16 protein-coding genes are annotated in these 17796 nt (G+C 69.5%); 6 read left to right on the top strand and 10 right to left on the bottom strand.

Annotation, left to right across the window (positions count from 1 at the left end; genetic code table 11):
• Positions 1-22 precede the first annotated feature (22 nt).
• A complete protein-coding gene (locus C8D93_RS07230; RefSeq protein ID WP_110264502.1) occupies positions 23-586 on the top strand; it encodes an adenylate kinase in 564 nt (187 codons plus the stop codon).
• A gap of 15 nt (positions 587-601) precedes the next feature.
• Here the strand turns inward: C8D93_RS07230 and rnd are convergent, their stop codons facing one another.
• Entirely contained in the window at positions 602-1714 is a 1113-nt protein-coding gene (gene rnd, locus C8D93_RS21110) for a ribonuclease D (protein WP_245903847.1), read from the bottom strand.
• A gap of 72 nt (positions 1715-1786) precedes the next feature.
• On the opposite strand from rnd, the gene C8D93_RS21105 reads away from it, so the two are divergent.
• From C8D93_RS21105 to C8D93_RS07215, 3 genes are read left to right on the top strand one after another with little or no spacing between them, the layout of a single operon-like run.
• On the top strand, positions 1787-2392 hold the full coding sequence (locus tag C8D93_RS21105) for a hypothetical protein (protein ID WP_245903846.1): 606 nt from the start codon (positions 1787-1789) through the stop codon (positions 2390-2392).
• 14 nt (positions 2393-2406) lie between these two features.
• Positions 2407-3783, top strand: a complete 1377-nt coding sequence (gene mpl, locus C8D93_RS07220) for a UDP-N-acetylmuramate:L-alanyl-gamma-D-glutamyl-meso-diaminopimelate ligase (RefSeq protein ID WP_110264500.1) — start codon at positions 2407-2409, stop codon at positions 3781-3783.
• A 23-nt stretch (positions 3784-3806) separates the two neighbouring features.
• Entirely contained in the window at positions 3807-5999 is a 2193-nt protein-coding gene (locus tag C8D93_RS07215; RefSeq protein ID WP_211307244.1) for a S9 family peptidase, read from the top strand.
• Between the two features lie 3 nt (positions 6000-6002).
• On the opposite strand, the gene C8D93_RS07210 is transcribed toward C8D93_RS07215, so the two are convergent.
• The 9 genes from C8D93_RS07210 to rnt form a co-directional block, all read right to left on the bottom strand.
• Positions 6003-6464 carry a GDP-mannose mannosyl hydrolase gene (locus C8D93_RS07210; protein WP_211307243.1) on the bottom strand — a complete coding sequence of 154 codons (462 nt, stop codon included), beginning with the start codon at positions 6462-6464 and terminating at the stop codon, positions 6003-6005.
• A gap of 2 nt (positions 6465-6466) precedes the next feature.
• Entirely contained in the window at positions 6467-6895 is a 429-nt protein-coding gene (locus tag C8D93_RS07205; RefSeq protein ID WP_110264497.1) for a hypothetical protein, read from the bottom strand.
• A 13-nt stretch (positions 6896-6908) separates the two neighbouring features.
• On the bottom strand, positions 6909-7901 hold the full coding sequence (lipA, locus tag C8D93_RS07200) for a lipoyl synthase (RefSeq protein WP_110264782.1): 993 nt from the start codon (positions 7899-7901) through the stop codon (positions 6909-6911).
• Between the two features lie 43 nt (positions 7902-7944).
• Positions 7945-8532, bottom strand: a complete 588-nt coding sequence (locus C8D93_RS07195; protein WP_146216537.1) for a hypothetical protein — start codon at positions 8530-8532, stop codon at positions 7945-7947.
• 60 nt (positions 8533-8592) lie between these two features.
• Positions 8593-9396, bottom strand: a complete 804-nt coding sequence (locus tag C8D93_RS07190) for a lysophospholipid acyltransferase family protein (RefSeq protein WP_170123942.1) — start codon at positions 9394-9396, stop codon at positions 8593-8595.
• A 7-nt stretch (positions 9397-9403) separates the two neighbouring features.
• A complete protein-coding gene (locus C8D93_RS07185; protein WP_110264494.1) occupies positions 9404-10195 on the bottom strand; it encodes a GNAT family N-acetyltransferase in 792 nt (263 codons plus the stop codon).
• A gap of 75 nt (positions 10196-10270) precedes the next feature.
• Entirely contained in the window at positions 10271-12769 is a 2499-nt protein-coding gene (gene mdoH / locus C8D93_RS07180) for a glucans biosynthesis glucosyltransferase MdoH (RefSeq protein WP_110264493.1), read from the bottom strand.
• Positions 12770-12771: 2 nt separating this feature from the next.
• On the bottom strand, positions 12772-14232 hold the full coding sequence (locus C8D93_RS07175; protein ID WP_245903845.1) for a glucan biosynthesis protein G: 1461 nt from the start codon (positions 14230-14232) through the stop codon (positions 12772-12774).
• Positions 14233-14378: 146 nt separating this feature from the next.
• Positions 14379-15050, bottom strand: coding sequence for a ribonuclease T (gene rnt / locus C8D93_RS07170; RefSeq protein WP_110264491.1), 672 nt, complete (start codon positions 15048-15050; stop codon positions 14379-14381).
• A gap of 121 nt (positions 15051-15171) precedes the next feature.
• Between rnt and C8D93_RS07165 the strand changes: the two genes are divergently transcribed.
• Both C8D93_RS07165 and C8D93_RS07160 read left to right on the top strand, forming a co-directional pair.
• On the top strand, positions 15172-16878 hold the full coding sequence (locus C8D93_RS07165; protein ID WP_146216536.1) for a hypothetical protein: 1707 nt from the start codon (positions 15172-15174) through the stop codon (positions 16876-16878).
• Positions 16879-16999: 121 nt separating this feature from the next.
• Positions 17000-17728, top strand: a complete 729-nt coding sequence (locus C8D93_RS07160; RefSeq protein ID WP_110264489.1) for a hypothetical protein — start codon at positions 17000-17002, stop codon at positions 17726-17728.
• Positions 17729-17796: the final 68 nt, after the last annotated feature.

The raw sequence follows: 17796 nt of genomic DNA, 5'->3' as shown, positions 1-17796 counted from the left end.
TGGTTACAGAGGTTTATCCACGATGAGAATGGTTCTGCTGGGCGCGCCCGGCTCCGGCAAGGGCACGCAGGGCGAGAAGCTGGTGGCCCACTACGGCATCCCCAAGATCTCCACCGGCGATGCCCTGCGCGCGGCGGTGGCTGCCGGAACCGAGCTGGGCCGCAAGGCCAAGGCGACGATGGACGCCGGCCAGCTGGTGGCCGACGACATCGTGATCGGCATCGTCGAGGAGCGCCTCGCCCAGGACGATGCCCGCAAGGGCTTCATTCTCGACGGCTTTCCGCGCAACACCGCGCAGGCCCAGGTGCTCGACGCGATGCTGCAGCGGCTCGGCCAGCCTGCGGTCGACAAGGCCGTCCATCTGGCCGTTGCCGACGAAGAGATCATCAAGCGTCTGCTCGACCGGGCGCAGAAGGAAGGCCGGGCCGACGACAAGGAAGATGTCATCCGCCGGCGCATCGACATCTACAACGCCGAGACCCATCCGCTGCTCGACTACTACCGCGCCCAGAACAAGGTCGTGACGGTGGACGGCGTCGGCGAACTCGATACGGTGTTCGACCGCATCGTCAAGGCGCTGGCCTAGCGACGCAGCGCGTCCTCAAGGCAACAGCTCCAGCAAGCCGGATCCGCAGACCTCGCGGCGCCAGCCGCGCAGGACATTGACGTCGGCGTCGCCGCGGTCGCGCACCAGTTTCGCGAGGTCCGCGCGCGGCGCCAGATAACTCGCCGGCAGTTCCAGCGCGGCGGCGCGCGCCGCCACATGAGCCTGCAGCGCCTTGAGCAGGCGCTTGTCGGCGTCGCCAAACTCGTCGTCCATCGCATACCGCTGCTCCGGCGCCTTGAGTCCCGAGTCGATCAGCGCCAGCAGGCTCTCGCCGTGGCGCTCGAGGGTCTTCGGCGGCAGCACGGCCAGGGATTCGAGCGCGGTGCGGGTCTGCGGCTGGCGTTGCGCCAGCCGGTAGACGGCATCGTCATCGACGATCCACTTGCGCGGGCGGTCGCGCCGCTGCGCCTCCTCCTCGCGCCAGTGGGCGATTGCCGCCGCGATCGTCTGCTCGCGCGGGCTCAGCCGGGAAAGGCCGCGCAGCCGGCGCCAGGCGTCGGCGGGCTCGGTGCGGTACTGCGCCGGATCGCACAGGCGAACGCAGTCCTCGGCCAGCCAGGCGATACGCCCGCGCGCCACCAGCTCGTCCTGGAGCGCGGGGTAGATCTCCGCCAGATGCTCGACGTCGGCGGCGGCGTAGGCCAGTTCCGCCGGGCGCAGCGGCCGCCGCGACCAGTCGGTGCGCGACAGGCTCTTGTCGAGCACGACGCCGAGCCGCCTCTCGATCAGTCCGGCATAGCCGAGCTGATCGCCGTAACCGAGCAAGGTCGCGGCGATCTGCGTATCGAAGATCGGCTGCGGCACCGCACCGCGCAGGCGCACGAGGATCTCGAGATCCTGCCCGGCGGCGTGGAACAGCTTGACCTTGTCCGGCGTGTACAGCGCGTCGAGCAGGCTGTCGAGCGCGGGCAGGTTCACGGCGTCGATCAGCGCGGCCTCGCGCTGGCCGCGCACCTGCACCAGGCACAGCTTGGGATAGTAGGTGTCGACGCGGATGAACTCCGTGTCGAGCGCGAGAAACGGGCTGTGCGCCCAGCTCTCGATCGTGCGCGACAGCGCTTCGGGGTCGGCAATCAGGGCGTGTGGCGCGGCGGGGATTTGTGACACGGGAGGCGGATGTGCGCTGCGGCGGGGGAGGGAAGGTACGTAGAATAGCCGCTCGACTCCCGAATCCCGTCCATGTACGCGCAAGTCATCGCGGCCACCCTGCGCATTCTCGGCTTTCGTGCCGGTCCGCAGGATTTCCCCTACGACCCCCGCCTGACGCTGCCGCTGATCCTGGTGGCGGGCGGCGCCAACGCGGCGCTGTTCGGTCAGGTGCTGCCGCTGGCCACCGCCCTGCTGATGGCCGCGGCCATGGTCGGCGGCACCGCGCTGGTCACGCGCTCGGTGCTGCGTGCACGCGCGGTGCCGGAGCGCTTCAACCAGACCTTCAACGCCCTGCTCGCCACCGCCGCGGCGCTGACACTGGTCATGCTGCCCTTGTTCGCGCAGGTGGCGCCGATCCTCCGTCAGGTGGCGGAGAACCCCGAGCTGCTGGAGCAGGACAGCGGGGTGCGGCTGCCGCAGGGCCTCGCGTTCCTGATGAACCTGATCAATTTCTGGAACTTCGCCGTCACCGCCTTCGTGTTCCGCCACGCCGCCAACGTGCAGCTGTGGCTGGGGGTGATCATCGCGCTGATCCTGGCCTTCGTCGTGCTGTTCTGCGTGATCTTCGCCGGCCTGTTCGCCGGCATGCTGTTCGGCACCGGCGGCTCGCCGACGCCGCCCGCGGTTCTCGGCTAGCGCCAGCGGCATCGATGCACCTGCACATCCTGGGCATCTGCGGCACCTTCATGGCCGGTATCGCCGCGATCGCGCGCGAGGCCGGCCACCGCGTCACCGGTTCGGATGCCAACGCCTGGCCGCCGATGTCGACGCAGCTCGAGGCGCTGGGCATCGAGGTGATGCGTGGCTATGCGCCGGCGCATCTCGATCCGGCGCCCGACATCGTCGTCGTCGGCAACGTCGTCACCCGCGGCAATCCGGCGATGGAACATGTGCTCGACGCCGGGCTGCCGTACACCTCGGGGCCGCAGTGGCTGGCGGAGAACGTGCTGCAGGGCCGGCACGTGCTCGCCGTCGCCGGAACCCACGGCAAGACCACGACCAGCGCGCTGCTGGCCTGGCTGCTCGAGCACGCCGGACTGGCGCCCGGATTCCTGATCGGCGGCGTGCCGCAGAACTTCGGCATCTCCGCGCGCCTCGGCCGCTCAAGGTACTTCGTCATCGAGGCCGACGAGTACGACACCGCGTTCTTCGACAAGCGCTCGAAGTTCGTCCACTACCGGCCGCGGACCTGCATTCTCAACAACCTCGAATACGACCACGCCGACATCTTTCCGGATCTGGCGAGCATCGAGCGCCAGTTCCATCACCTCGTGCGCACCGTGCCGGGCAGCGGGCGGCTGGTGGTCAACGGCGCCGACGCCGATCTCGCGCGGGTGCTGGCGGCCGGCTGCTGGAGCGAGCGGGTCGCGTTCAACGAGCCCGGCGGCTGGGAGGCCGAGCCCGCCGAGGGCGGCTGGACGCTGCGTGTCCGCGGGCACGACCACGGCGTCGTCGCCTCGCCGCTGGCCGGTCGCCACAACCGCGACAACGCGCTCGCGGCCTTCGCCGCGGCCGATCATGTCGGCGTCCCCGTGCCGACTCTGGTCGAGGGACTTGCCGCGTTCCGCAACGTGCGCCGCCGTCTGGAAGTCGTCGGCAGCGCGCGCGGCGTGACCGTCTACGACGACTTCGCGCATCACCCCACCGCGATCGCCGTGACCGTCGATGCACTGCGCACGCAGCGGCAGGGGCGGATTCTTGCCGTGCTGGAGCCGCGCTCGAACACGATGCGCCTGGGCACGCATGCGAGCGGACTCGCCGCCAGCCTGCGCGATGCCGATCTGTGCTTCGTCTACGCGCGTCCGGACCTGAAGTGGGACGCGGCGCAGGCGCTCGCCCGGCTGGGCCCGCGCCTGAGCGTGCACGCCGACCTCGATTCGCTGGTGGCGGCCATCGCCGCCGCCGCGCGAGACCAGGACCGCGTGCTGGTGATGTCCAACGGCGATTTCGGCGGGGTGCACGGGCGCATCCTGCGCGCCCTCGTTGACAGCGCATCGGCGGCCGTCGACGATCCGCGCAAGGCATGAGGCGTTCTTCCGGGTTTCTCCAGATGATCAGGCACGGATGCTGCGCGGCTGCGGGGCTGATGCTGCTCGCCGGAACGGTGCGGGCCACGGAGCCGCCGCCGCAGGACGCGCCGCCGGCGGTCGACCGGCGCGTGCTCGGTGCGCTGGTGCTCGAGAACATCCCGGAAATCCCGGCGGACGTCGCGGATACCCTGTTCCAGTACCAGCAGGCGCGCGGCGCCTCGTTCGCCGGCTGGCTGCCGGCGCCGCAGGGCCTGCTGATCACGACCCGCTTCGGTCAGACCAAACAGGTGCACCGCGTACGCGAACCGCTCGGCGACCGTCAGCAGCTGACGTTCTTCCCGGAGCCGATCAGCAACATCGCGCCGTCGCCGGATCCCGAGCGCTCGACGTTCCTGTTCGGCAAGGACGACGGCGGCAACGAGCTGTATCAGCTCTACGTGCAGGACGTCGCCACCGGGCGCCAGCGGCGGCTCACCGACGGCGCGCGCAACACCGCACCGCTGTGGTCCAACCTGGGCGACCGCTTCGCCTACTCGACGACCGCGCGCAACGGCCGCGACACCGACATCCGCGTCTACGACATGGACAGCGGCGAGAGCCGGCCGGTGCTCGAGCGCGAAGGGCTCTGGTACGCGCTCGACTGGTCGCCCGACGACAGCCGCCTGCTGGTGCTGCGCTACGCATCGCGGTCGGAAAGCTATCCGCACGTACTCGACCTCGACAGCGGCCTGCTCCTGCCGTTCCGCCCCAGCAACGACAGCGTGTCCTTCGGCGGCGGTCGCTTCGCGCGCGACGGCAGCGGCATCTACTACACCTCGGACGAGGACACCGAGTTCCGCCAGCTGCGTTTCCACGACTTCGCGACCGGCGAGAGCAAGCTGCTGTCCGGCGACATTCCGTGGGACGTGTCGAGTTTTGCGCTGTCGCGCGACGGCCGCTACCTGGCCTTCGTGGTCAACGCCGACGGCCGCTCCGAGATGCACGTGCGCGCCGTGCGCGGCTGGCGCAAGCTGCCGGCACCGCGGTTGCCGATGGGCGTCGTCAGCGGCCTGCGCTTCTCCGAGGACGGCTGGCGCATCGGCTTCACGCTCAACTCGCCGCGCAGTCCCGGCGATGTCTACTCGTTCCGCGTCGCCGAGACGCAGCTCACGCGCTGGACGCAGAGCGAGGTCGGCGGGCTCGACACGACGCAGTTCGTCGAGCCCGAGCTGATCCGCTACCCGGCCTTCGACGAGACCGAGGACGGCCAGCGACGCACGATCCCGGCACTGGTCTACCGCCCCGAGGGCGAGGGCCCGCATCCGGTGCTGATCCTGATGCACGGCGGACCGGAGAGCCAGACCAAGCCCACGTTCAACCCGGTGCTGCAGTACTGGGTGCGCGAACTCGGCATCGCCGTCATCGCGCCGAACGTGCGTGGCTCGACCGGCTACGGCAAGACCTACCAGCAGCTCGACAACGGCGCGCTGCGCGAGAACTCGCTGCGCGACGTCGGCAGCCTGCTCGACTGGATCGGCTGGCAGGAAGAGTTCGATCCGCGCCGTGTCGGCATCATCGGTGGCTCCTACGGCGGCTACATGGTGCTGGCCAGCCTGATCCACTTCGGCGACCGTCTGCGTGCCGGCATCGACGTCGTCGGCATCAGCAACTTCGTCACCTTCCTCGAGAACACCAAGGACTACCGCCGCCATCTGCGGCGCAAGGAATACGGCGACGAGCGTGACTCGGAGATGCGCGCGCTGCTGCAGGCGATCTCGCCGACGACCAATGCCCACCGCATCCGCCGTCCGCTGTTCATCGCCCAGGGCGCCAACGATCCGCGCGTGCCGCAGTCGGAGGCCGACCAGATGGTGCACACCATCCGCGAGAACCCGGAGGCCGGAGAAGTCTGGTACTTCCTCGCCCGCGACGAGGGGCACGGCTTCCGCAAGAAGTCCAACCGCGATCTCTACAACAATGCGGTCGCCCTGTTCCTGCGCGAGCACCTGCTGCCCGAGCCGCAGGACGGTCCGGTCTGGGGGCCGCCATGGCCGCCGCCGGGCGTGACGCCGGCGACACCGCAGCCCACGCCCGCGCCGGTGGTCGACGAGTACGGCCCGATCGATGTCCCGCCGCAGAGTGCCGGCGGCATGGACGCCGCGCCGCTGGAGGCGCCGGTCGAGGACGCACCGATCGACGTGCTCGATCCGCTGCCGCAGCCGGAAGAGCCTTAGACCTCAGCGAAGATAGGCCCGCGTGTACGGATGCACGCGCGGGTGCTCGCGCAGCTCGACGGCAGTCATCCAGCGCCAGTCGTCGTGCTGGTCGCCGGGCAGCTCGGGCGCGTCGTCGATCGACAGCTCGTGCGCGAGAACGACGTAGTGCGTACCGATCCCGGGTGTGCGCAGGAAGTTTTCGCGGTAGTGATGCTCGTAGACGCCGAGCAGGGTCGCGTCGCGCCGCGCGGTCGAACGGCCGAGTTCGGCGTGGGTGATGCGCGCGAACGCAGCATCCAGTGTTTCGTTCTTGCGGATCACGCCGCCGGGCACGAACCAGAATCCCGCTGCCGGTTCGTTGCGCCTCAGCCCGACAAGAATGCGCTGCTGCGCATCGCGGACGATCAGGTCGATGGAGACCAGCGGCGCGCGCGCGACGACTTCCAGCCACTCGGCGCTGGGCAGCGGCCCTTGGACCGGCACGCTCATCCCGCCGGGGCGGTAGGCTGCGACGTCGCGATGCAGCCCGGGATCGGTTCGTGGTGAACCACCTGGGGTGCCCATTCCGCACAGATGGCGCAGGCATGCACTGCGGCGATCGCGTACAGCGTGCACGGCTCGGTCTTGAGATACAGCGTCATCGATGCCGGCTTCGGGCCTCGTCGGCCCACGCCGGTCTTGCGCGACTCCACGAGGATCGCGTGTGGTCCGGGTTCCAGTGTGAGCGGCCTCTGGCGGAGGAACATCTCCCCGTCCACGCCCAGGATTTCTGCCGGCGCGACATTGAGCGCCGCCGCAGGCTGGTAACGGTCATCGATCTGGACGTACGGTGCGGACGGCGTCAGGCCGGCACAGGCGCCGACGGCGAGCCCCAGAGGCAGGACCAGGGACGGCGCGGCCTGCAGGGGACGCATGTTGCGATACCGGCTACGGCGTTTGCGCGAGCACGCCGTGCGCCTGCAGGTCGGCGTGGTAGCTGGAGCGCACCATCGGGCCGCTGGCGACATGCGAGAAGCCCATCTGCTCGCCGACGATGCGCAACCGCTCGAACTCGTCCGGGTGCACGTAACGCGCGACTGGCAGGTGGTTGCGCGAGGGTTGCAGGTACTGGCCGAGGGTGAGCATGTCGACCTTGTGCGCACGCAGGTCGCGCATGACCTGCTCGATCTCGTCGATCTCCTCGCCCAGGCCGAGCATCAGGCCGGACTTGGTCGGCACTTCGGGATGCAGGGTCTTGAAGCGTTCGAGCAGGTCGAGGCTCCACGCGTAGTCGGAGCCCGGCCGCGCCTGTTTGTACAGCCGCGGCACGGTTTCGAGGTTGTGGTTGAACACGTCGGGCGGCGTGTCCTTGAAGATCACCAGCGCCGGGTCCATGCGGCCGCGGAAGTCCGGGACCAGCACTTCGATCGTGAGTTCAGGTGACAGCGCGCGCGACTCGCGGATGCACGACGCAAAGTGCGCGGCGCCGCCATCGGGCAGGTCATCGCGGTCGACGCTGGTGATGACGACGTAGCGCAGGCGCATGTCGCGGATGGTGCGCGCGAGATTCACCGGCTCGTCCGCATCGAGCGGGTTCGGACGGCCGTGGGCGACGTCGCAGAACGGGCAGCGCCGCGTGCAGATGTCGCCCATGATCATGAAGGTCGCCGTGCCCTTGCCGAAGCACTCGCCGAGGTTCGGGCAACTGGCTTCTTCGCAGACCGTGTGCAGCTTGTTGGCGCGCAGCGCTTCCTTGATGCGCGCGACCTCGGGCGTGCCCTGGGTCTTGGCGCGGATCCAGTTCGGCTTGCGCAGCGGCTGGACGGTAGGCTCGATCTTGATCGGGATGCGCGCCATCTTCTCGGCGCCGCGCAATTTCTCGCCCTGGACGACGCGACGCGGGGCGGCCGGCGGTACGGCAGAGGCGGGGATGTCGCTCATGAGATCTCCGGCATGACGCGTCATTGTAACGCCGCCGCCGCGATCACCTGATCCGGTGCACCTTGGCCTGCTGGTTGAGGCCGTCGACCTTGAGCCAGTAGACGCCCGTGAAGCTGCGCCGGATCGTGACCCGCGGCGATTCGGCGCGGTGATAGACCGAGCGGCATTTGCGGCACTGCCAGGCCTGGCCGTTCTCGAGTTCGAACACGGTGTCCTCGACCCAGCCGGTGAACTCGCCCTTGAGTCGCGACTCGATGGACGCCGGCGTGGTGCGCTGCTCGGCCGTCGGCGGCAGGCTCTCGGCGCCGAAGCGCTCGATTCCGTAACGCTGCTCGTCGAGATCGACCGGTGCCGGTGCCACCGCCTGCCGGGGCGGCGCGGCTGGCGCGACACCGGTCGGTTCGGGCGCGGGCACGGACGCCGCCGCGGGCTCCTTCACGGGCTCCGGATCGGCTGCCGGCGGGGCCGGTGTCGCGGGCTGCGCCAGCGCGTCGAAGCAGGCCAGACGCTCGGCGGGATCGGCAATGGCGGTGCAGCGTGCGAGTTCGGCCGGCGCCGGCGGCTGGGCCAGCGACGGCGCGGACAGGAGCAGGGCGACGGACAGAGGCAGGAAGCGCAGCATGGCGGACACGCGGGGCGGAAATCGGCGCCGACGTTAGCACGGTCGCCACGCCGCCCGCGGCAGCGGTCTTCAGGCCGCGAGCGCGGCCGGCGGACGGACCGGTGTGCGGACTGCTGGCGAGGTGCTTGTCGACAGCGCTTCGCGCACGGCCTGTTCGGACTGCGCCGCCAGCGTGCTGCGGTCGGTATGAGGCAGCGGTAGCGGCGCGCACCAGATCAGTTCGGCCGTGAGCCCGCGGGCGCCCAGCAGTCGCAGGATGTGGTGCAGCAGATCGTCGTCGCCGATGAAGGGCGCGATCTCGCGGCCCTGCGCGTCGGGGCCATAGCGCAGCGCGGCCGGCTGCACCGGCACCGCGGCATCGATCGCGGCGGCGAACAAACGTGCATGGAAGGCCAGGACCTGATGGCCGTCGGTGGTTGTGCCTTCCGGAAACAGCGTGACGTTGGGGCTCAGTTCGGCTGTGCCGCCGCCGGACAGATGCGGCACGAGCCGCTCGGCGACCGGGCGCGCACCGCCCTTGCCGCGCCGGATGTAGAACGTGCCCGCAGCGTTCGCGAGCCAGCCGGCGACCGGCCAGTCACGGATTTCCGACTTGGCGATGAAGCGCGTGGGTGCGCAGGCGGCGAGCAGCGGAATGTCGAGCCACGAGACGTGGTTGGCCACGGTGATGCGCGCGCCGTCGACCGGTGTGCCACGCACGGTCACGCGGATGTCGAGAATCCGCAGCAGGCGCCGCGACCAGCGTTGCGCGATCAGTTCCGGATGCAGGTGGCCGGTGGGATCGAGACGGACTGCGAGCGCCGCCGTGAGCCCGACGATCAGGTGCACGATCAGGTGCGCGCCGCGCAGGCACGCCTGCAGACGCGGGGGCATCGCGGCCCTACGCCGGGACCGTGGTGTCGCGGGCGGTGTCGGCGCCGCGGCCGAGGAAGTGGCGTGCATAGCGGGGCTGCAGGTCGCTGACATTGAGCAGCATGAACACGTCGGCGCAGTTGAAGTCGCGATCCCAGTAGGCTTCGCCGCAGGCGCGAGCGCCCAGGCTCAGGTAGGCCTTGAGCAGCGGCGGCATCTTCGGCGCGCGTGCCTGCGTGGTGTCGCCCGGGCGACGATCGGCGGCCGGTAGCGGGATGTACGGCCGCACGCGCTGGAACTCCGGCGCGAGGTAGCGTGCACGGATCTGGTCGAGGATCGCGTGCGCGCTGCAGCCGCCGTCCTCGAGGCCGATGCTGGCGCAGCCGAACAGGTAGTCGTAGCCCTCGTTGGTGATGTAGGCGGCGATGCCCTGCCACAGCGTCGCGATCACCGCGCCGGAGCGGAACTCCGCATCGACGCAGGTGCGGCCGATCTCCATCATCCGGCCCGGCAGCATGTCCAGCATCGCCAGGTCGAACTCGCTGGCGGAGTAGAAGCCGCCGGCGCCCGGGGCCATGCGGTCGGTGAGGATGCGCGTGCAGGCGACGATGCGTTCGCTGTCGGGCTCGACCACCATCAGGTGTTCGCAGAAGGGGTCGTACTGGTCGTGATCGATGCCACCGTCGATCTGTGCGCCCAGTTCACCGGCGAAGATGCGATAGCGCAGCTGCTGCGTGGCGAGAATCTCGTCGCGCGAGCGGGCGAAGCGAACCTCGAAGCGCGGGCGGCGCGGCAGATCACCGTCGATGCGTGCAGACATGGCGAAACTCCGTTTTCGAATGCCGCGCACTCTATGAAGCCGCCATCAACGCAAGATGACGCCGGCATGTCCGCTTTATGACAACCGCAGCCAGTCGCGATGCACGTCGGTGCCGGTCCAGACCCGCCGGTGCAGCCGCGCGAGCGTGTCCGGATCGCCGAGGATGCGCAGGCGCATTGCGTTGTCGGCGTGCTGCGGCGGCTGCGACAGCAAGGCTTCGCCGGCCGCGTCGCGCTGCTCGCGGAACGGCGGCGGCAGGCGCCGTCGCCGGCCGGCGGTGAGCGTGACCAGCGCATGCGTCGCCGGATCGACGACGGCGGCGCGAAAGTCCGGGGGCGGGCGCTTGCGCCGCAGGAGGGCGCGCAGGCTGCGCAGCTCGCGCGGTGCGATCGACTCCTCCGGAATCACGAACAGGCGCGCGTTGCGGGCGCTGCGGCCCAGCCCGGTGTGCGAGCTGTAGACCGACAGCGGGATCGCCAGCACGAGGCTGCCGGCCACCGGCAGCAGCCACCACAGGAAGCTCGGATTGAGCCACCAGACGCCGGCGAGCCAGGCCAGACCGAGCACCGTGCCGCCGCCGTGGCGCAGGATCGCCTGGCTCCACGGCGTCTGCGCGTCGTCGCGCGGCGGCGATTTCCAGCCGCTGGCGAATCCGGCCAGCGCGCCGGCGACGTAGCGCGCATGGAACAGCATGCGGATCGGTGCCAGTGCCGCCGCGAACAGGCTTTCGAGCAGCACGCCCTGGGCGAGCTTGCCGGGACCGCCGAAACCGCGCCATTCGCGCGGCTTGCAGATCAGCAGCAGCAGCGCCAGCAGCTTGGGCAGGAACAGCAGGGTCATCGTGCCGGCGAACAGGCGCATCGCCCATTCCGGGTGCCAGCGCGGCCAGTTCGGGAACAACTGGTAGGGCTGCGTGAAGTACTGCGGCTCGGACAGCACGAACACCGCGAGCAGCGCGGTCGACAGCAACAGGAACACGAACCACAGCGGCGCCGACAGATAGGCCATCACGCCGGTCATGAACACCGCGCGGTGCGCCGGGTGCAGGCCCTGGGTGAAGAACAGTCGGAAGTTCTGCAGATTGCCGCGGCACCAGCGCTGATCGCGCTGCAGTTCGTCGAGCAGCGTCGGCGGCATCTCCTCGTACGAGCCCGGCAGGTCGTAGGCGATCCACACGCCCCAGCCGGCGCGGCGCATCAGCGCGGCCTCGACGAAGTCGTGGCTCATGATCTCGCCGCCGAGCGCGCCGTTGCCCGGCAGGCGGCCGAGCGCGCAGTGCTGCATGAACGGCGCGACGCGGATGATCGCGTTGTGGCCCCAGTAGTGCGACTCGCCGAGCTGCCAGAAATGCAGGCCGGCGGTGAACAGCGGACCGTAGACGCGCGTCGCGAACTGCTGGATGCGCGCGTACAGCGTCTCGCGTCCGGCGGCGCGCGGCGCGGTCTGGATGATGCCCGCGTCCGGGTTTGCCTCCATGAGCTGGACTAGCCGCTTCAGGCAATCCGCCGACATCACGCTGTCGGCGTCGAGGATAACCATGTACGGGTAGCCGCTGCCCCAGCGCCGGCACCAGTCGGCAATGTTGCCGGACTTGCGCTTGATCCGGTGTGTGCGCCGCCGGTAGAAGATGCGCCCGGCGCCGTCGACCTCGCGGCACAGCTTGAGCCAGGCGTCGACTTCGGCAACACGCACGTCGGCGTCGTTGCTGTCGCTCAGGAAGAACACGTCGAAGCGGTCGCGCAGACCGGCACGGCAGATCGAATCCCAGGTCGCGCGGATGCCGGCGAAGACACGCGGCACGTCCTCATTGCAGATCGGCACCAGCAGCGCGGTGCGGGCGGATTCCGGCAGCGGCGTGTCGTCGGGCGCACTGGCCGAGATTGCATGGCGGTCGCGGCCGAGCAGCAGCGTCCAGAAGCCCATCAGCGCGGTCCAGAAGCCGGCCGAGATCCACGCGAACAGCACCGCATAGACGGCGAGGATCGCCAGTTCCAGCGGATGCTGGCCGCGGTACGGCAGCACCGCGGTCATCAGATAGGTCGCGGCGACGGTCTGCGCGAGCACCAGCGCGATCAGCAGCACGCGGCGACGGGTGCCGGCGCCGCGCCAGCGCGTGTCGCGCCGCGCCGGACCGGCGCCGCCGTCGTCGCGTGCGCGCATCGTGCCGCGCGTGCCGAGCGTGCGTGCGCGCAGCCAGCGCCACAGCCGGCGCAGCGGATTGTGGTTCCACGGCCGCGGCGTCATCGATGCGCGCAGCAGCGGCGGGGTCGTCGCCAGGCGGTCCTCGCCGTGGATATCGCGCTCGAGGCGACCGGTCAGTGCTTCATCGCCGCGCCGTGGTTTTGCATGCAGATGCTGCCGCAGCCGCGTCGCCGCCGATGCGCGGACGGCATCGGCGCCCTCGGCCTGCGGCCGCCCGCCGAGGCCGGCGTGCAGCCGCGCGAAAGCGCGGCCCGGCGGTGCTGCGTCGATCTCGGTCGTTGCGTGTGCGGGGATGTCGACGCCGGCGGCTCGCAGCCGCGCCCGATAGCTTTCGATCGGCGCGGCGGGGGCGGGAAGCGGGCTGTCGTCCATGGTCAGCGCCCGCTGCTCGGCGGCAGCGCGTAGGCCCAGGTCTCCGACAGCGTGCGCTCGCCGTCGCGCAGGATCGCGCGCATCTCCAGCGGCCTGGCGTCGTCGTCGCGGCGCACGCGCAGGCTCAGGCGCCAGCCGCCGGTGACGTCGTTGCGCCGCAGGCTGCGTTCGAGCAGCTCGCCGCCGTCGCCGACCCAGACGCCGGCGACCGGCTTGGTGTCGGCGGCCAAGGTCTGCAGCGGCGGGCCCTCGAAGTCGATGTGGAAGTGCAGGCTGCTGTCGTCGGCTGCGGTGCCGTGGCCGCGGCGCGTCTGCACGACGCGCGCCAGCGGCGGCTGCGTCTGCGCCTGCATCTGCCATTTGAGCGCGTACTCGAACGACAGCGCGTCGCCGGTGCGCGGCGCCCGTTCGGGCACCCAGAACGCGACGATGTTGTCGTTGGTCTCGTCCGGCGTCGGGATCGCGACCAGTTCGACGCGGCCGCGGCCCCAGTCGCCGCGCGGCTCGATCCAGGCGCTGGGCCGCAGGTCGAAGCGCGCGTCCAGGTCCTCGTAGTGCGCAAACGCGCGGTCGCGCTGCATCAGGCCGAAGCCGCGCAGTGCGCTGGCGCCGAAGGCGGTGATGAACAGCCGGCGCGGATTGGTCAGGGGCCGCCAGATCCACTCGTCGCCGGCGTGGATCGACAGGCCGTCGGAGTCGTGGACCTCGGGACGGTGATCGCCTTGCGCCTGCGGCGGGCGCGGCTGGTTCTCGCCGTAGAAGTGCATGCTCGTCAGCGGCGCGATGCCGAGCTTGGCCACATCCGCGCGAAAGTGCAGGCGTGCGCCGACCAGCGTCTCGGTGGTTTCGCCGGGGGCCAGGCGGAAGCGGTAGGCGCCGGTCATCCGCGGCGAATCGAGCAGCGCGTAGATCGTCAGCACGTGATCCTGCGGCCGCGGCCATTCGATCCAGAACTCGGTGAACTGCGGAAATTCCTCGCCGGACAGCTCGCCGGTATCGACCGCCAGGCCGCGCGCCGACAGCCCCTGGCGCTGGCCGCGGCCGAGCGCGCGAAAGAAGCTGGCGCCGTGAAACGCGAGCACCTGCCGATGCCGGTCGTCGCCGTCAACCGGATAGTGAACCCGCAGGCCGGCGAAGCCGATGTCGCCGACCTCGTCCGGGTTCACGCCGCTGCCGCCGTAGTCGAAATCACCGGCGCGGAACGGCACCTCGTGCACGCCGTCGGCGCTGACGATGTTGATGCGGATGCGGCGGTCGTAGCCCATGCCCGGGTGCAGGAACTGCAGTTCGAACGGCAGCTTCGTGCGGTGCCAGACCGACTGCTCGTCGCGGTAGCGGATCTGCGCGTAGGCCTCGTGCGTGAGGTTGGCGAGCACCGCCGGCAGGCGGTTGTCGGGCGCGCGGTACGGCGACGCCGCGCGCTCGCGGGCCAGACGGTCGACATCATCCAGACCGAATGCCATGGCCGGGGGGCAGGAGAGCACAGCGACGCACAGGCACAGACGCAGGAGCATCACGAAAGACGACCGGGCACAGGAACCGTGCCAGTATGGACGGCGTGGACTGAGCAAGGACTGAACCGCGAGCCCGCCGGGAGGCGGTCCGGATCTCAGTCGCCGCTCGCGGACCCCTCGGATTCGGTGACGGCTGGCGCGCCGAAATCGGCAAACAGCGGGCGCATGCGGTTGACCAGCAGGCAGAACAGGTCTGCCGTCTGCTCGGCGTCGTAGATCGCAGAGTGCGCCGCCGCGGCGTCGTGGCTCAGGCCGCAGGCCTGCAGGGCCCGCGCCAGCACCGTCTGACCCAGCGCCGCGCCGGCCAGCGTCGCCGTGTCGAAGACGCTGAACGGATGGAAGGGATTGCGCTTGTAGCCGGTGCGCGCCACCGCGGCATTGACGAAGCCCAGGTCGAAGTGCGCGTTGTGGCCGACCAGCACCGCTCTCTTGCAGCCGTTTTCGGAGACGGCCTTGCGGATCGGGCGGAAGACATGGTCGAGCGCCTCGCGCTCCGCCAGTGCCAGGCGCAGCGGATTGTCGATCTTGATGCCGTTGACCTCCAGCGCCGCCTTCTCGATGTTGGCGCCCTCGAACGGCACCACATGGGCGAAAACGGTCTGCCGGCGCACCAGCGAGCCATCCTCCTCGATACCGAGAATCACCGCGGCGATCTCCAGCAGCGCATCGGTCTGCGCATTGAAGCCGCCGGTCTCCACGTCCACGACCACGGGCAGGAACCCGCGAAAACGGTGGCCGATCTTGTACTTGGGCGGGCTGGAATCCATCGGGGTGGATGCGAAGAGGCGCGACAGGATACCGCCAACCGGGTCACATCGTACGCAGGGTTTCGTGCGCAGTCCCCCCATAGGGGGGGTCAACAGACCGGTAAGGGGTAGGGATACTCGGGTGGCGGCGGGTCCCAGCCAGCGGTCAGCGCGACCCGGACATTCACGAGATCCAGAAGAAAAAGGGAGATCTCAGTTCATGCAGGGATTCGAACCAGTCTGGCGGGCGCTGCCCGCAGGGGTCTTCTTGGGCGCGAGCCTGTTCCTGGGGGCCTGCGGCGGCGGTGGCGGGGGCGACGGCGACAATGCCATCGATCCGGCGGACGCCGATGCGCTCACCCAAGCCCTGGCGGTCAAGGTCAGCGACTCGCAGGCGGTGCTCGTGGCGGGCGACCTGCCGGCAAGCTCCGAAGACGACGCAGCACCCGTGGTCGTACCCGGCGACGAGGCCGTGGATGCGCGCGCCGGTTCCACGGTGGAGCTGGCGGTCGATGTGACGTCGAGCGACGGCGCCGACCTGTCCGCGCTGTTCGCCAAGGTGCCCGGCGCGGCCGACTACTTCCAGGCGACGCTGGCCCCGGGCGGGTCCAAGCGGCTTCCGGGCGGCAAGCTGCTGACGGCACTGGTCGTCTCGGTGACGCTGCCGCAGAACGTCCGCGACGGCCGCTTCTGTTTCTCGATCAAGGTGGCGGACTCCACCGGCCTGATCTCGAACCTCGCGGAAGTCTGCGTCGACGTCGGCGAGCCGGACGATTCCGGCGCGCAGGTCGTCGAGGCGCTGCAGGGCACCTGGTACCTCGCGTGCAACGTCGGTGACGGCGAGTCGTTCTCCGGATCGCTGGAAGTCTCCGGCAATACGATCACGACGACGGAATCGCTCTACCTGAACACCGACTGCTCCGGCAGCCCCGTCGACAGCTACCAGGAGACCCTGGAGTTCGCAGTGGGTGCCCAGGCGCAAGCCAGCGACGGTGGCGATGCCTTCGAGATCGACATCACCAACCTGAGCGAGGGTGGCACGGCGCTGTGCCTGATCCGTGTCGAGCAGAGCCGCTTCCTGCTCGGCTGCGGCGACGAATCCGTCCGTGCGACGGTGCTCGAGAACGAGTTCACGCGCGAGCCGGAAAGCAGCGCCAAGGCATGTTTCAATCCGGTGCTCTACGAGACAGGAACCCAGGTTGTCGAGCAGGTGCGGCGTACCTTCCGCGAGCAGGATCCGGGAGGGCCGACTCCGGTCGGCGGCATCATCGGGCAGGGAGAATTTACGAGAACGACCAACACACTCGGGCCGGGAAGCTTCAACGGTCGGAACGTTGTCGAGTTGCAGTTCGATGAAGTCGGCGACGCAAGCGTGATCTACGAAGGTGAAGAGTCCGGAACGGAGTACGTCGAAGTGGATGCGGCGGCCCCCTCATTGGGATTCGCCGGCGTTCAGTACGTCTCGCAGGTTCGGGAGAGTTACGATCCGCCAATCCTGTTCCCTTTCAATCTGCAGGAGGGGGAGTCGCTGACCTACACCATCAGTTTCAACGAAGTCGACATAAACGAAGACACGGGTGAGCTCGAGGAATCTTCCGGCACGTTCCCACTGACGGTGACCTACGCCGGCCGCGAGGTTGTCAACGTCGCAGCCGGGGCGATCGAGACCTGTCGATTCGAGTTCTTCGTTCCGGGTGGCGATGACGGAGAGGACGATCCGTTCACCGAGTTCCTGGGCGTCGGCACAGGCTTGGAAGTGCTGTTCTACGAGACTGATCCGGCGACGGGTGTCGAAACCGATCGCGATGAACTGGTCGGCGCGACGATCAACGGCGTCACGGTGTACTGAGACCGGGACCGCCTGAGAGGATCGGATGGCGGGCGGGGCGCCCGACGCCCCGCCCGCCTTTTTTCGGGGAGGCGCGCCGGCCTTCGAGCGTCCGGCAGCGCCAGCAAGGGAGTGGAAACACATGCTTCAGCGACTCATCGCTGCCGGCCTGCTGGCCGCGCTCGCGCAGCCGGCTCATGCGGCCGACGATGCCGATACCGCCCTGTACGGGGGCATCGGCCTGCGTCTGGGGACGGGTGGTCTGGGTATCGACTACACCTACGGCATCAACCGATATGTCGACGTCCGCGCGGGTTACTACTTCGGCAGCATCGACACCACGGCCGAGGAAGACGACATCGAATACGACGCCGAACTCGAGTTCAGTGCGCTTTCGGCGATGGTCGACATCAAGCCGTTCAAGGGCGGCTTTCGCATCAGCGCCGGTATCCACGCACCGCCGGAACTCGCCTTGTACGCGGACGGAATGGACGAGTACGAGGTGGGCGATCGCCGCTACACCGGTGACCTGGTCCTCGACGGCAAGGCCGATCTGGGTTCCGCGGCGCCGTATCTCGGTCTGGGCTGGGGTGGCACGACCAACGACCGTGGTCTGGGCGTGAGCTTCGACATCGGCGTGATCTTCGCAAAGTCGCCCGACGTGTCTCTCGACGTGACTGGCCGTGCCTGCGACTCCACTGCGGCCCCCTGCGATCCGGACGGAGCGTCCGGGTTCGATGTCAGCGGCAGCGATCCGCGGGCACAGCAGTTCCAGGCCGACAAGGAGCAGGAGGTCCGCAACCTCGAGGAGGATGCGAAGGACTTCGATCTCTGGCCGGTGCTGATGATCGGTCTGCACTATCGCTTCTGATCGGCGCTTCTTACGGGCGCCTCCGGCCGGCGCGTCCGGCGGCCCGGTTCGGGCGCAAGGGGCATCCG

Source organism: Sinimarinibacterium flocculans, from assembly GCF_003201205.1.
In the GTDB taxonomy this organism is placed as follows: domain Bacteria; phylum Pseudomonadota; class Gammaproteobacteria; order Nevskiales; family Nevskiaceae; genus Solimonas; species Solimonas flocculans.
This window is presented reverse-complemented; position numbering and strand designations above follow the sequence as displayed.